Origin of the sequence: Pigmentiphaga humi, from assembly GCF_900606115.1 — a bacterium.
Taxonomy (GTDB): Bacteria; Pseudomonadota; Gammaproteobacteria; order Burkholderiales; family Burkholderiaceae_B; genus Pigmentiphaga; species Pigmentiphaga humi.
The window spans coordinates 18,339-32,774 of the sequence record NZ_UWPJ01000031.1 but is presented as its reverse complement, the minus strand read 5'-3'; the positions used below and the strand labels follow the sequence as shown (position 1 = coordinate 32,774).

At 65.8% G+C, this 14,436-nt stretch carries 11 protein-coding genes; 7 read left to right on the top strand and 4 right to left on the bottom strand.

Annotated elements, in window-relative coordinates; genetic code table 11:
- The first annotated feature begins 5 nt into the window (after window positions 1-5).
- Window positions 6-938, top strand: a complete 933-nt coding sequence (gene secF, locus PIGHUM_RS19815; protein WP_124081453.1) for a protein translocase subunit SecF — start codon at window positions 6-8, stop codon at window positions 936-938.
- Between the two features lie 113 nt (window positions 939-1,051).
- Here secF and PIGHUM_RS24265 read toward each other — a convergent pair whose 3' ends face one another.
- On the bottom strand, window positions 1,052-1,834 hold the full coding sequence (locus PIGHUM_RS24265; protein ID WP_160142365.1) for a response regulator transcription factor: 783 nt from the start codon (window positions 1,832-1,834) through the stop codon (window positions 1,052-1,054).
- A 485-nt stretch (window positions 1,835-2,319) separates the two neighbouring features.
- On the opposite strand from PIGHUM_RS24265, the gene PIGHUM_RS19805 reads away from it, so the two are divergent.
- The gene (locus tag PIGHUM_RS19805; RefSeq protein WP_124081451.1) at window positions 2,320-4,425 is read left to right on the top strand and encodes a hypothetical protein; all 2,106 of its coding nucleotides are present in this window, start codon (window positions 2,320-2,322) and stop codon (window positions 4,423-4,425) included.
- 82 nt (window positions 4,426-4,507) lie between these two features.
- The gene (locus PIGHUM_RS19800; protein WP_124081450.1) at window positions 4,508-7,414 is read left to right on the top strand and encodes a hypothetical protein; all 2,907 of its coding nucleotides are present in this window, start codon (window positions 4,508-4,510) and stop codon (window positions 7,412-7,414) included.
- A 57-nt stretch (window positions 7,415-7,471) separates the two neighbouring features.
- Here PIGHUM_RS19800 and PIGHUM_RS19795 read toward each other — a convergent pair whose 3' ends face one another.
- Window positions 7,472-8,389, bottom strand: a complete 918-nt coding sequence (locus PIGHUM_RS19795) for a LysR family transcriptional regulator (RefSeq protein ID WP_124081449.1) — start codon at window positions 8,387-8,389, stop codon at window positions 7,472-7,474.
- Window positions 8,390-8,515: 126 nt separating this feature from the next.
- Between PIGHUM_RS19795 and PIGHUM_RS19790 the strand changes: the two genes are divergently transcribed.
- The 4 genes from PIGHUM_RS19790 to PIGHUM_RS19775 all read left to right on the top strand — a co-directional run bounded on the left by PIGHUM_RS19790 (window position 8,516) and on the right by PIGHUM_RS19775 (window position 12,251).
- Window positions 8,516-9,016: an aromatic-ring-hydroxylating dioxygenase subunit beta gene (locus PIGHUM_RS19790; RefSeq protein ID WP_124081448.1), complete on the top strand. Its 501-nt coding sequence runs from the start codon at window positions 8,516-8,518 to the stop codon at window positions 9,014-9,016.
- A gap of 10 nt (window positions 9,017-9,026) precedes the next feature.
- Window positions 9,027-10,391 carry an aromatic ring-hydroxylating oxygenase subunit alpha gene (locus tag PIGHUM_RS19785; RefSeq protein WP_222929288.1) on the top strand — a complete coding sequence of 455 codons (1,365 nt, stop codon included), beginning with the start codon at window positions 9,027-9,029 and terminating at the stop codon, window positions 10,389-10,391.
- Window positions 10,392-10,423: 32 nt separating this feature from the next.
- Window positions 10,424-11,395: a tripartite tricarboxylate transporter substrate binding protein gene (locus PIGHUM_RS19780; protein WP_124081447.1), complete on the top strand. Its 972-nt coding sequence runs from the start codon at window positions 10,424-10,426 to the stop codon at window positions 11,393-11,395.
- 175 nt (window positions 11,396-11,570) lie between these two features.
- Window positions 11,571-12,251 carry a cytochrome b/b6 domain-containing protein gene (locus tag PIGHUM_RS19775; RefSeq protein WP_124081446.1) on the top strand — a complete coding sequence of 227 codons (681 nt, stop codon included), beginning with the start codon at window positions 11,571-11,573 and terminating at the stop codon, window positions 12,249-12,251.
- Window positions 12,252-12,284: 33 nt separating this feature from the next.
- Here PIGHUM_RS19775 and PIGHUM_RS19770 read toward each other — a convergent pair whose 3' ends face one another.
- Complete coding sequence (locus tag PIGHUM_RS19770) at window positions 12,285-13,814, bottom strand: DUF3300 domain-containing protein (protein WP_124081445.1); 1,530 nt, start codon at window positions 13,812-13,814, stop codon at window positions 12,285-12,287.
- 124 nt (window positions 13,815-13,938) lie between these two features.
- Entirely contained in the window at window positions 13,939-14,397 is a 459-nt protein-coding gene (locus tag PIGHUM_RS19765) for a c-type cytochrome (protein WP_124081444.1), read from the bottom strand.
- Between the last annotated feature and the right edge of the window lie 39 nt (window positions 14,398-14,436).

Genomic DNA, 14,436 nt, shown 5'->3' with positions numbered 1-14,436 from the left:
ACGCCATGGAATTCTTCCGCATCCACAAGACCATCCCGTTCATGCGCCATGCGCTGGTGCTGAACCTGATCAGTCTGGTGACCTTCCTGGCGGCGGTGTTCTTCATCGCCACCAAGGGCTTCCACCTGTCCATCGAGTTCACCGGCGGCACGGTCATGGAAGTGGCCTACTCGCAGGCGGCCGAGCTGGACAAGGTTCGCGCCACCATCGCGCAGAAAGGCTATGCCGACTTCCAGGTGCAAAACTTCGGCACCTCGCGCGACGTGATGATCCGGCTGCCCAACATCGAGGGCAAGTCCTCGACCCAGCAGAGCAACGAGGTCATCGAAGCCCTCAAGGCTTCCGACCCCAGCGTCGAGCTGCGGCGCGTCGAGTACGTCGGCCCCCAGATCGGCAAGGAGTTGGCGCACGACGGCCTGCTGGCGCTGCTGTTCGTGGTGATCGGCATCATGATCTACCTCGCCTTCCGCTTCGAATGGAAGTTCGCCGTGGCCGGGGTGGTGGCCAACCTGCACGACGTGGTCATCATCCTGGGCTTCTTCGCTTTCTTCCAGTGGGAATTCTCGCTGCCGGTGCTGGCCGCGGTGCTGGCGGTGCTGGGCTACTCGGTGAACGAATCCGTGGTGATCATGGACCGGATCCGCGAGAACTTCCGCAAGCAGCGCAAGGCGACGGTCAAGGAAGTCATCGACAGCGCCATCACGGCCACCATCTCACGCACCGTCATCACCCACGGTTCGACCCAGATGATGGTGATCGCGATGCTGATCTTCGGCGGCCCGTCGCTGCATTATTTCGCATTGGCGCTGACCATCGGCATCTGGTTCGGCATCTACTCGTCGGTGTTCGTCGCCGCCGCCATCGCCATGTGGCTGGGCGTCAAACGCGAGGACCTGGTCAAGCCGCTCAAGAAGGATACGGGCGAAGTCGTGGGCTGACCCCGCCCCGGCAAGGCCGAACCGCACCCCAAAAGCTGGACGCGAATCCAGCGTTTGGGGTGTTTTTTTATGGCGAAGCAGTGCGGGCGGCGGGGGCTATCGCGCGGCCGCCCTCAGCAAGGGCGGCTCAGCCACAGGCTCATCAACTCGGCGCGGCTGCGCACGGCAAATTTACGGAACACGGAGACGATGTGCTGATGGGTGGTGGAGACGGCCAGCCCCAATTGATCGGCGATCACACGTTCCGATGCCTTGGTCAGCAGCAGCCCGAGCACCTTGCGCTCGGTAGGTGTCAAGGGCGACTTGGCCACCAGCGGCCCGCTGGTGAGCATGAGCTGGCGATGAAACCATTTGATGCCGCGCAGCGCGTAGGCCAGCAATTCGTAGTCTCCATCGGTGAACACCTTGCGGGCGTAGAAGCCGAAATGCGATTCCGCATCGCCATTGATCGGGAATCCTACCCACAGCGAGTCCACCGTGCCGTAGCGGGCGCTGAACATCTGGTAAATGGGGCCGTCGAACCACTCCGGCGGTAAATCGCGCCGGTGTCCGTAGGTACGGAATTGGCCGATGCCGTGCATGGGCTGCAAAAAGGAAACATCCATTTCGCGGCTGTTCCAGCGCTTTTGCAGTTCTTTGAATGGACCGTCCTCCGCGGGCGCTTCAAAGGGGTACAGAAGCCGGGTCACGGCCACGCGCCAGCCTTGCAGCGGATCGTCGCTGCCGGGGCCCGGGTCGAGCCGGGCGGCTCCGCCCCAGGTCGAGTTCCATGCCCCCACCATGCGGCACAGACGTTCCTGCAAATGCCGGGCGGCGGCATCGGTCTGGCCCGCGTCGAAATCGGTGAGTTCATCCCACAAGCGGTGAATATCCTCTTGAACACTCTGATCCAGCACGCCCATTTCCTCTTGTTGATGCAGCTACCCGTCGGGTGGACAAAGGCCGACCCCTACACATCAGTGGATAGGGACAGTGTAATTTCTACTATAAGCTCGCGCATCAGAAGGCGGGCACGGCCTGCCTATTTTTAATTGAATGGCGGCATTTATCTTGGTTATTAACTCCGGGTCGTCTGCCGCTCACGGTCTAGAAGAAAGACGGGGAATGGATGGCATGACGCGCCGGCGCACGCGGTGGGACGCCAAGCTCCAAACTGGGACGCACGAACCTAACGTCGCCCATGGCACGCGGACCACAGCTCACTAGAATTTACAAACACGCCAATGAAGGCGGTCGATCCGGCTTTCAGCGCTTGCCCGGCAATGGCAAGCCGCGCGGCCCGGCCGACGCCGCCGCCCAGGCCTTCGGCGAGCGGGCTGGCCCATGACGAGCCCCCGCTTCCCAGAAAAACTCACATCCGACATCTACAAAGGAGTCTGAAATGCGCGCCTCTCCTCCACTTGGCAAGGCCCCATCCCCGGTGCCCGCCGCCGCCGTCGCGCTGGCGCTCACCCTCGCCCTGGCGGCCTGCGGCGGCGACGGCGCCTCCGAGCCGACAAGCAGCAGCGACCCTGATGGCCTGCCCACGGGCAGCGCACCCATCACCTGCAAGGACTACGACGGCAAGAGCGTGGTGGTCAAAGCCAAGACCATCACCATCCGCAACAACTCCGACGAGCAGATCTACCCCGTGCTGGCTACCAGCATGAACAGTGTCAACCAGTGGGTGCAGGGCTGCCTGCGCTCCACCGACCCCTTTCCCACCGAGGCGGTCTACAAGCTCTACGTCAACGACGGCAAAGGCATCCCGCCGGACTCGGAGGTCACCCTCACGCTGCCGCTGTACAGCCAATTGTCGCCGGGCAACTACGTCACCTGGTGGAACGGCGGCCGCGTGTTGCTGGCCGACCGCAACAAGCGGCTGCGCAACGGCGACGACAAGCCCGCGACCACGCCGGCAGGCGTGACCTGCAAGGGGCAGGGCACGGCGTGCACCCTGAGCACCTACACCAGCCCGGTGCAGTTCCAGGAGGACGTGTTCGCCCAGTTGTCGGAATACACCTTCGGCGATTCCATCGTCCCCCCCAAGCAGACCACGCGGATGCTCAAGCCCGAGAACGTGGGCTACAACATCTCCTACGTCGATCACGTCTACATGCCCGTGGCCATCGGCGTGCGCAGCAATCCCTACATCGGCTACAGCGGCTCGGCGAAAAAGCCGGCCGAATTCCGCACCGCCCTGAGCAATTTCGTCAAAACCGGCGGCCTGGGCGAGGGCTGGCCGGTCTACAACATGAGCGAACTGCGCCTGCCCGGCGGCTACAACATCTTCGCCCAGCGCAACGGCTACCTGATCGAGGATCCCGACGTGCCCGTCAAGCCGGCCGACGGCAAGAACCCGCCGGTGCTGACGGTGATGAAATGCATCGAAGGGCAATGCACCCCCGAGGAACAACGCACCATGCAATGGGGCCAGGCGGTGCAGAACATTCAGGACCTGTGGGGCTCCTGCGTCGATTGGGGCAGCGAGGACATCAGCGCCTACACGAGCAAGAAGTACCCCCAGGACTGCCCCGCCCCGCAGGCGATGCAGGAGGACCTGGCCCTGGTCAAGGACTTCTTCGCCGAGAACCACAAGAAGTACCTGACCATGTACGCCAACAAGCAGTGCACCGGCGATCCCGCGGGCTCGGGCAAGATACCGGCGCACGTCGCCGAGTTCAAGTTCTGGGAAGCCATCAAGCACATCTACGGCTGGGTGCCGTTCAACGAAGGCTGCGGCTCGGACGCCAACAAGCTGGTCGACACCAAGGTCAACGGCCACGACCACGCCTACCTGCAGGCCCTTTACATCGAGGATCTGCAATACAACTACAGGCAGGCCGACGTCCAGGCCAACACCAAGCTGGCCTTCAACCCCTACGTCAAGCTGATCCACGACGATCTGGACATGAGCGCCTACGCCTTCTCGGTGGATGACGCCGTGGGCTTCATGAGCGAGCTGGGCGACGGCCTGGTGTTCACCGTGGGCGGCACGCAGGGTCTGGAGAACGAAAAATCCTTCAACTACGCCGATGGTTTCTCGGTGGGACTGGGCGTGCCCCAGGCGCTGGCTGGCCGCATCAATGTGCCGATCCTCAAGAAGTACGGCGTCTGCTCGCTGAACACCGACCCCGCCGACCCGAACTGCAACCAGGACAAGCAGGACGTGATCATGCCGACCAACAGCCAGATCAGCGGATTCCGCGTCGGCACCGTGCCGTCGTACCCCCTGAAGGCCCGTTTCACCGACATGGAAGACAACGTCTACACCATCTACGTCCGGGAGAAGTTCGCCAAGTGCACCGGCGACCTGAAGAGCTGCCCCACCAATCGCGCGCAGATCGTCGACAAGTCCGCGTGCAGCGTCATGACCGCCAAGGGCGTCAAGCATCCCAAGTCCGACACCTGGTGCGATAGCGCAGACCCCAACCAGCAGCGGGAGAACGACCAGGCTGTGGTCAAGAACCACCTAAGCTTCCCTGTACCGGTGAAGTACGACAACTAGGACCGGCAGCACCCTACCCGTCAAATATGCTCCCATCGTTTGCATGGCAACCGATGGGAGCTGTCGAAGCAGGAACCTCAACATGCAACAAACGCGCACGGGCCGCTCCGCTCTCGTCGCCCCGGCCCTGCGGCCGGCGGCGCTGGCCTGCCTGGCCTGCCTGGCCAGTTGCGGCGGCGGCTCGACCGAGCCTGAGCCGTCCAACACCTCGCTCTACCCCGCCCTGGCCGCGAACGCGTCCATGGACGAGGAGGATTTCAACCGCTATCTGCTGAACGCCAGCCGAGGCACGGACATCACGCCGGACAGCATCAAGTCGCTGTCGGTCGGCTCCAGCATCGACTCCGCCGCCTCCACCTACAACCTGCGCCCCATCTTCGACCTGGGCCGGCTGAAGGAGGACAACCGGCTGAACGTGGACACCACGGGTTCGCAAGAAAAGACCGAGCTCAGGCTCACCAGCAACAAGACCGCCAGCTCGGCCAGCAGCCAGACCACCATCGACGGCTCGGTATCCGGCACCTACTCGGGCTTCAGGGCCGCGGGGGCTTACCACCAGGCCAACGCCTGGGAGAGCACCAATTCCGATGGCACCATCAGCGTCCAGATGGTGTCCGCCAACACCAACAACGTCGTCGCCCTCTTGAACTCCGGGTTCACAGGCACCGAGAACCTGACGCCCTACCTCATCGGCACCAAACTGACCGATGAGCAACTGCAGAGCTACGTCGCTACCACCGAAAGCGCGCCCACCGCCGCCTGCGCCGGCAAGCCCTACATTGCCAGCGTCAAGGTCGACCGCTACAAGCAGGCGGACACGGAACCCTACGCCAACATCCAGCTGCTGACGCGCATGGAGACCGTCTTCTCCGATCTGCGGACGCAGCACGGGCTGTGCACCGACGCGTCCATCCAGGCGCTGCTGGTCGGCGAGATGACCGAGCTGCGCCGCAAGATCGTGAGCGCCATCGCCGACTTCTACGCCTTCAACGGCGACTCGTTCGTCTCCAGGACCACCTCGATGAACCGGGGCATCGCCAAGGGCCAGCTCACCTTCAGCAAGGCCAGCGGCAACACCGAGGCGCAATACGGCGCGTCGCTCTCGGTCGAGTACGAGACGCTGAACTCCGGCGCCGGGGCATCGGGATCGTTCCAGTACTACAAGCAGAACGGCTGGGCCTCGGCCGTCCAGAACGTTCAGGTCTCGGCCGAGTCCATGCCCGCCGGCGTGGCGGACACCGCGGCCTGGGTCAACAGCCTGCATACCATGCTGAAGGACCAGAGCACGTCCGAAGTGCCGCCCATGGGCAGCCTGCCCAAGGATCCCGGGGTGAAGCTGCCCGAACCGGTGGGCCCCAAGCACCCTGAACAGGACGTCCCGCCGGACACGGCGTTCACCTCCTATGACCAGTGGAAGCAATACCAGGCGGACAAGAAGGCCGCCAAGGACGCGGACCAACTGGAGCGTTCGCGCAAGCGGGCCGACAGCGGACTGGTGATACTCGATGCTGACGACAGCACGCTGCTGCAAGCCGGCCAGGACAGCAGCAATGCCTATCTCCAGCTCGTCGCCGAGCTGGACACACTGAATCAGCGCGCCAAGCAACTCCAGCAACCGCCGCAGGCCAGCGAAGGCAATCTCGTGCGTTTCGACAAAATGTACGTCAACGGCTTCGAGACCCTACCCTATGACGGCGTCATTCCCCAGCTGCGCCCCAACCTCGACATTCCCGGCGCCACCAAAACCATCGGCAGCTTTCCCCATCTGATGGACTTGATGCTGGGGGTGGAAAAACTCGGCAGGCTCGACTCCTACCTGCGCTTCCTGGCCAATTTCTCGGCCAGCAACGTCACGCCCGAGATGAGCGCGCGCTACCACCAGTTCTACCTGGCGGCATCGGCCCGGGCCTATGAGCTGGTCACCCTGACGCTCCAGCAGGGCACGGACCTGACCACGGCGGTGCTGGCTGGCTACAAAAAGGCGGTCCTGGGCACGAGCAGCACCAAGGCGCAGAGCGAGCTGTACAAGAGCCTGCAGGACCTGGACTACTACGACTACGTGATGGGCACCCTGCTCGACCCCGTCAAGGGCAAGGCATGGGCGGTCGCGCCCGGCGGCTACATGCCGCTGCGCTGGACCGCCGACGGCGGCGCGCAACTGGTCACCTGGACCTCGCTGCAGATAGGAAGCGACGATCTGGCGACGGTGGATTTCAGCAATCCCAACACCGATCCGCTCTCGCTCTACCGCAGCGCAAAATCCATCCAGACCCCCTGGTACCCGGTCTATATCTTCAATCAGGGCAGCCCGCCGACGCTGGTGTTCGTGCAGAACTTCGGCGCCTACCAGGCGATCTATGGCGCCAGCTGGACGCTGCGGCCCTACGACTGGACCGGCCTCGCCTTGAAACCCGCGCTGAACCCGAAGTACGAGGGCTACCAGGTGCTGGGTCTGGAAGAGTCGTTCCCGTTTTTCGCAAGCAAGCCCATGCGCGAGGTCGTGGCGGCCCAGGAGAACTCGTTTCTGGAGCGGTTGAGCTGGAACTACTCGGTGAACTTCCCGCAGTCCGGCAACGACCCCGCGCGCCTGGCCAAGTTCAACGTGCTCATGGTCGTCCCGCTGTCCTACCGTGCCGCGGACCCCGACCCCGATCAGATCGTCCGCGGCAACCGGTACTCGGTTGCGCAGCGCTACCTCAACGAGACCATGCTCGCCCATTACTCCGACGGAGCCTATAGTGCCTTCCGGCCAAGCAACAACCCCTCCGCCCAGCGCACGGTGCGGCGCATGAGCGACGGCGCGGCGGTGGACATCGCCCAGGCCATGGCCGGTGGCGATACCTACGTGATGCTGCTGCCGCTGAGCGCCACGACCGTGGGCGACGGCCTGAAGAAGGCGTTGAACTTCGCGCCCGAGCGTACGCCCCTGGACATCGTCAACCCCAGCAGCCTCGGCATCATCAACAAGCTGGCACTGCTGCTGGAATGACCCGGCCGAGAAACCGTGGCGGACAGCCTGGGCTGCGTGGGCTGGTTCGCCCGCGCCCTAGCGCGCCACGCCCACCTGGTGCGCCACCTCGACCAGGGAAGCCACGAACGGATCGACCAGGCGCGGCACTTCGCGCCCCTTCTTGGTAATGCGGTAGAAATCGACGGCCACCGAGGGCCGCTGCAGGCGCGCGACCTCGACGCCCAGGCGCAGACAGGTCGGCAAGGCGAAGGACGGCACGAAGCCTATGCCGAAGCCGCTCGCGGCCATCGCGATGATGGTGGGCATGCTTTCGTAGGCCGGCCGCTCTTCGTGCGCCCGGCCGATCCGGTCCAGATAGGCGTCGATCAAGCCCTGGCTGGGATCGGCGGACGCGAGAATGGGCAAGGCCGGCAACTGCGCCCAGGTCACCGTGGGCAGTCCGCCGTCGCGCGAGGGCGCGAGCTTGAGCACGCCGGGCTTGGCGATGCACAGCAAGTGGCACTTGAACAGCGGCAGGCGTTCGGTGGCGGCGGCGGGATTGGGTTGGGCGCAGAAGCCGACGTCGACCTCGCCGCTTTCGACCATGGCCAGGATGCGCTCCTTGTTGACGTCGCGGAGCCTGACCGTCACCTCCGGCTCCTTTCTGCCGAAATGCTCGCAGACTTCGGCGAAAAGGCTGGACGCGACCACGGGCGCGACGGCCACGGTCAGCACGCGCTTGGCGTGCGCGCTGATCTTGCCCAGCGCCAGACAGGCGTCGCCGAATTCGGCCAGCATGCGCTCCACGCGCGGAACGAGCTGCAGTCCGGCCGGGGTCAGCGACACCGCTCGCGTGGTGCGATCGAACAGCCGGCAATCGAACTGGGTTTCGAGATCGCGCATCATCGCGCTCAGGCCGGCCTGCGTGATGTGCAATTGCTCGGCCGCGCGCGTGAAGCTCTGCAGGCGCGCCAGGCAGAGGAAGGCCTTCATCTGGCGGGTGGATATATTCACAAGCTGTTCTTGTAGGTTAACAAGACTTCATGACTTTACTTGTTAAACCACCGGCCGTCTAATGGCGCCGTTCCGATCGCGGCGCCATGGACGAGCTGCCGCCCGGATCTTGCATGCGGCGCAGCCATGACGGAAACCACGAACACCTCACTGATCGAACTGCTCTATACCGAAGCGCGATGTCTCGACGAACAGCGCTGGCAAGAGTGGCTGTCCCTCTATGAGCCCGACGCCGTGTTCTGGGTGCCCGCCTGGAAAGACGACCACGTCGCCACGGACGATCCCTCCTGTGAAATCTCCCTGATCTACGCAGCCGGGCGCCAACGGCTGGAAGAGCGGGTCAAGCGCGCAACCGGCACGAAGTCGCTGGCGTCGCAGCCGCTGCCCCGCACCCTGCGATGCATCAGCAATCCCATGGTCGTTCCGGCCGACGCGGACGGCGCATGGCTGGTGCGCTCGTACTGCGTCACCCAGATCTACGACCTGCGCACCGAACTGCTGCGGACCGCCGCCTGTCGCTGCGAGCATACGCTCGTGATGCGGGACGGCTCGCCGCGCATCGCGCGCAAGAAGGCCGTGCTGATCAACGACAAGGTTCCGACCGTGCTCGATTTCTATTGCATCTGAAGGAGCAGCCATGTCGATGAATCCTCGGGGAGACGCCCCCTCCGACGCCCGCGCGCCGCTCACCGGAGCGGACCTGGACCGGCTGCTCGACGACCGGGCCGAGCAGGGCATTTTCCGCGTCCACCGCGATGCGTTCACGGACCCCGCCGTCTTCGAGCACGAGCAGGCGTCCGTCTTCGAAAGCACCTGGGTCTTCGTGGGACTGGATAGCCAGTTGCCCCGTGCGCACGACTTCCTTACCACGCGCATCGGCCGCCAACCCGTCCTGGTCACCCGCGACGGCGAAGGCCGGCTGCATTGCCTGCTGAACTCGTGCCGCCACCGCGGCATGATGGTCGCCACTCAGCGCAGCGGCAACCGGCGCACTCACACCTGTCGCTACCACGGCTGGGTGTACGGCAGCGACGGCGCCAACCAGTATGTCTCCAACCAGGCCGAAGGCCGCTATCCGGGCTGGTTCCAGGCCTCGGACCACGGACTCGCGCCCGTCGCGCGCTTCGGCAGCTATCGCGGCTTTCTCTTCGCCAGCCTGTCGGAAGACGTGCCTCCGCTCGACGAATATCTGGGCGATGCCCGCGCCTTCCTGGACCTGATCGTCGACCAAGGGCCGCAAGGCCTGGAGTTCGTGCCCGGGAACGCCGGCTACACCTTCCAGGCCAACTGGAAGCTGCAGTTGGAAAATTCGCTGGACATGTATCACTTCTCGTCCACGCACGCTTCTTACGTGGAGCTGCTGGCGCGGCGCGAGACGGATGCGTTTGCGGGCGGCATGCCGCCGGCCCAGGCCGAGGTCCAGGGCACGTTCAGCTTCGGCCACGGCCACGCGGTGACCTGGCGCGAGAGCCGCGCCTCGGCCGCCCTGCTGGCCCGCCGCCGCGCCGCCTGTGCGGCCGCCATGGACGACACCCGCGTCCGCTGGGCACTGCGCGCGCGCAATCTCACCATATTCCCCAACCTGCAGATCGTGGACAACGTCACCAGCGTCATGCTGCGCGTCATCCACCCGCTCGCGGCGGACCAGACGGAAATGCGCACGCACTGCCTCGCTCCCAAGGGCGAGGAAGCGGACCTGCGGGCCGCGCGCATCCGCGACTACGAGGACTTCTTCAATGCCAGCGGCCTGGCCACGCCCGACGACAACGTGGCGTACGAGCATAGCCAGGCGGGCTTCGCGGCCCGGGCGGCGGGCTGGACGGCGGGCTACCTGCGCGGCCTGGACACCAGCGGCATGCAGTCCATCGACCCTTATGCGGCGGAACTCGGCATGCGCCATATCGACGGCCGCCTGGGCCCCAGGACGCTGGGCGACGAAACCTGCTTCCACGACGGCTATCGCGCCTGGCATCGGCTGATGCGGCGCGGGCTGAACCGCTAGCGCCTTTCCTTACAACAACATCGGAGACAAGCATGTCGACACGTCGAAGCATCCTGGGCGCCGCGCTGGCAGCGGCGGCGCTGCTGAGCGGCCACGCCGCAGCGGATACGGCCTACCCCCAGGGCCCATCCACGATGATCGTTCCCTTCCCCGCCGGCGGCCCCACGGACGTGCTGGCCCGCATCGTCAGCCAGCAACTGGCCGAAACCTGGAAACACCCGGTCATCGTGGATTACAAACCGGGCGCCAGCACCATGCTGGGCACGGCCGCGGTGGCCAAGGCCGCCCCGGACGGCTACACCATCGGCGTGGTCAATCCCGCCTACGTCATCAACCCGAGCCTGCAGAAAAAACTGCCTTACAAGAACGAGGACCTGGCGGCCGTCACGCAGCTGATACGCGTGCCGCTGGCCATCGCCGCCAATCCGCAGGCGCCGTTCGACACGCTCGAGCAGATGATCGAATACGCCAAGCGCCATCCGGATGCCGTCACCTTCGCGAGCCCCGGCACCGGCGGCACCTCGCACCTGGCCGGCGCCCTGCTCGCCCGGCAAGCGGGCGTGGAACTCACCCACATCCCCTACAAAGGCAGCGCGCCGGCCCATACCGACGTCATCGGCGGGCGGGTCATGGTGATGATCGACCCCATTTTCTCGCTCATGCCGCACATCCAGTCCGGCCGCTTGAAGATGCTGGCCACGACCGGCACCCAGCGCGAGCCCGCCTATCCGAATTACGCCACGGTCGCGGAGAAATACCCCGGCTTCGCGGTCCAGGCCTTCATCGGCCTGGTGGTACCCGCCGGCACGCCCGCGCCCATCATCGACAAGATCCAGCGCGATGCGGCCGCGGCGCTCGCGCTGCCCGCCGTCAAGCAGCGCGTGGAAGGCCTGGGCATGGCGATCGTCGCATCGCGCCCCGCGGAATTCGAAGCCCAGATCAAGGCCGAGACGGCCCAGTGGGCGCAGGTCATCCGGGAAGCGAAGATCGAACTGCAGGATTGAATCGCGCTAACCTGCCGTGGCTGCTCAGGCGATCCGGAAGCGCCGGATTTCCTGTTCAAGCACGAACGCTGCGGGACCAATCGCTCAGATGCGCGGTCTGGGCGCCGATGCTGTCGCTCTCGGCGGCGACGAGCGCGATGGCACAATAAGGGCTCCGCAAACTGCCGATGACGCCATGTCCGCTCCGAAGAAAATCCGCGTCTGGGATCTTCCCACCCGTCTCTTCCACTGGCTGCTCGTGGCCTGTGTGATCGGCGCGTTCGCCACCATCAAGGCGGGCGGCCTCTGGGCCGAGTACCACATGCTGTTCGGCTATTCGGTGCTGGGCCTGATCCTGTTTCGCATCGTCTGGGGCCTGGTGGGCAGCGCCAATGCGCGCTTCAGCCGTTTCGTGCGCGGCCCCGGCTCCGTCCTCGGCTACCTGCGAGGCAGGCTGCCGCGCACGCCGGGCCACAATCCGCTGGGCGCGCTCTCGGTGATTGCGATGATCCTGCTGCTGGGCTATCAGGCAGTGACCGGGCTGTTCGCCAACGACGAAATTTTCATGCAAGGGCCGCTGGCCGCTCTGGTCGATACCCGGTTGTCCGATCAGCTCACCCGGCTGCACAAGCTCGATGAATTGCCGATCCTGATTCTGCTGGGGCTGCACATCGCCGCCGTGCTCTGGTATCGCCTGGTGAAGAAGCAGAAACTGATAGGCGCCATGGTGACCGGCAACGCGCCGGCCGACGAATTTCCAGCCGATGCGCAGCCGATACGCGAAGGCGCCGGCACCTGGGCGCTGGCCCTCGTGATCGCCCTCATTGCCGCGGCCGTGGTCTACGGCATCGTTTCGCTGCGCCCGGCCGGCTTCTGAGTTCTGCGTGCGAGGCTGGCGCGGCCGCCCGCCTCAGTTGACGCGGCCGCCGTGATGGCCGCCCCCGCCGCCTCCGCCGCCCGCCATGCCCACGCTGCCGCCGCGGCTTCCCCCGCCACCGCCGCCGGCACGAAAGCCGCCGCGGCTGCCTTCCATCCTGCCGCCGAATTCACGCCCGCCCTGCGCTTGCGGCATGCCGCCGCTCCAGTTGCGGCCCGCTCCCGATTCGGCGCGCGTGCCGCCGAAATTGCCCGACGGCGCACTGCCCCGGCCGCCATTCCAGTTGCCCGCGCCGGGCGACGGCGTCCCGGGGCTGCGCTCGCTGCCGCGCATGCCGGGCGTGCCCGCACCCGACCACCTTGGCGTATCGGCGCCGCGCACCGATCCCGGCTGGCCGCCGTCGGGACGTCCGCCCGTGCCTATCGCATTGCCAGGCCGGCTGCCGCCAGGCGCAGACCCGCCCGCGCCGGGACCGCCCCGGTCAGGCCTGTCGTTCCCCTGGCCGGCGCCGGCCCAAGCTCCCGGCGAGGCGCCGCGGTCACCGCCGCGCGCAGGCGGACTGCCCGCGAACGAACGGTCGCCGAACCCAGGCCCGCCACGGTCGCGCAAGGTGGCGCGATCGACCCTGGGCAAGTCCCGGCGCCAGGCGTCGGCCTGCGGGCGAAAGGCTTCGCGCGCGGCGAAGCGGCCGCCCGTGTCGGCGTGGAACGGCCGCCCCGGGCCGGCGGGCATGCCGTAGCCGACGTTGCGGCGGTGATAGGGGTCGTGCGCCCAGTCCACCCGCGAGAAACGGGTGCCGTTGAAACGGTTGTAGTTGTAGACGTTGACGACGTTGACGCGATGGCTGTGCCAATCGTAGCCGCCCCACAAGGCATGGCCGATGACCAGTCCGGCGCCGAACGAGAACACCAGGCCGGCGCCGTAATAGCCCGACGGGTACCAGTAGAACGGCACGTAGGCCGGATACAGCCACGGGCCGTAGACCGCCAGCGGGTTGTAGACCGGCACGTAGACGTATTCGGGCCGGGTCGGTTCGATGCGGATGACCGTGCTCGGCCGCGACGGCACGACGGTCACCGTCTGCTCCGCGCCGGAACTCAGGTTGCCAGCGGCCTGGGCCCGCGCGCGCAGGACCTGGACCTGATCCATCAATTCGGTCTGCTGGACCAGGAAAACGTCGCCCAGGCGGGAAGTCCAGCTCAGGCGGTCGTTCATCATGTCCAGCACGTTGGGAAACGCCACCAGCGACTTGATGCTGGGATCCCAGTCCTCGCCCTGCAGCGCGGCTTCGAGCGCCGCACCCTGGAGATCGGGATGGCTTTTCTGCCAGCGCGCGGCCTCGACCACCTCCAGGGGATAGGTGGAGGCCATCAGGACCTGCGAAAGCAGCGCATCGGGATAGAGGGCGATGGGCGCCACCAGTTGTTCCAGCTCCGCCGTCTGCGCGACGCTGCTGCTGCGCGTCGACACCGCGGTGGCCTGGGCCAGGGCGGAAATGGGCATGCCGGCCACGGTGGCGAAGGCGGCGGCCACGCACAAGGCGATTTTCGATACGGAAGCCATGACGGGCCCCCCATTTATCAGGAATACACGTGTATTCGACCGCCGGCACAGGAAAAAAGCCAGGGACTGCCTGGCTTTTTTTGAAACAACGGGCTTGTCGGCGCCCAAAACCTATTTCCAACGATTACCGGTTGCGGAAATTGTCGTGGCAGGCCTTGCAGCTCGCGCCGACGGCGCCGTAGGCGGTACGCACCTGCGCCAGATCGCCGGCATCGGCCGCCGCCACCAGCTTGGCGATATCCGCATGCAGACGTTCCTGGCCCTGCTTGAACTTGGCATTGTCGGCCCAGACCGCCGGCCGGGCCCCGCCGCCTTCCGTGCCCGGGCCGAACGCGCTCCACGGCAGCTTGGACAGCGTCGCGACCAAGGCCACGTCGGCCTTCACCTGGGCCGGATCGTAGGGCTGCTGCCCACGCACCACGGGCGCGAGGCGGCCGAAGTGGTTGGACATGACAGTGAGCACCGACTGGCGGTACTTGACTGCGTCTTCGGGTTTGGCGAACTGGGCGGCCGCGGTGGCGGGCAGCAGCATCGGAGCGACGGCGATACAGGCGACGGACAAAACGTGCAGAAGTCTCTTCATCGGGGACTCTCCTCGAGGGGCGGGCTGGAAAAAGACCGG

Excerpts from the sequence above, each read along its gene's own strand:
- secF (WP_124081453.1), top strand. The coding sequence starts at position 6 with ATGGAATTCTTCCGCATCCACAAGACCATCCCGTTCATGCGCCATGCG.
- PIGHUM_RS19805 (WP_124081451.1), top strand. The coding sequence starts at position 2,320 with ATGCGCGCCTCTCCTCCACTTGGCAAGGCCCCATCCCCGGTGCCCGCC.
- PIGHUM_RS19800 (WP_124081450.1), top strand. The coding sequence starts at position 4,508 with ATGCAACAAACGCGCACGGGCCGCTCCGCTCTCGTCGCCCCGGCCCTG.
- PIGHUM_RS19790 (WP_124081448.1), top strand. The coding sequence starts at position 8,516 with ATGACGGAAACCACGAACACCTCACTGATCGAACTGCTCTATACCGAA.
- PIGHUM_RS19785 (WP_222929288.1), top strand. The coding sequence starts at position 9,027 with ATGTCGATGAATCCTCGGGGAGACGCCCCCTCCGACGCCCGCGCGCCG.
- PIGHUM_RS19780 (WP_124081447.1), top strand. The coding sequence starts at position 10,424 with ATGTCGACACGTCGAAGCATCCTGGGCGCCGCGCTGGCAGCGGCGGCG.
- PIGHUM_RS19775 (WP_124081446.1), top strand. The coding sequence starts at position 11,571 with ATGTCCGCTCCGAAGAAAATCCGCGTCTGGGATCTTCCCACCCGTCTC.
- PIGHUM_RS19770 (WP_124081445.1), bottom strand. The coding sequence starts at position 13,814 with ATGGCTTCCGTATCGAAAATCGCCTTGTGCGTGGCCGCCGCCTTCGCC.
- PIGHUM_RS19765 (WP_124081444.1), bottom strand. The coding sequence starts at position 14,397 with ATGAAGAGACTTCTGCACGTTTTGTCCGTCGCCTGTATCGCCGTCGCT.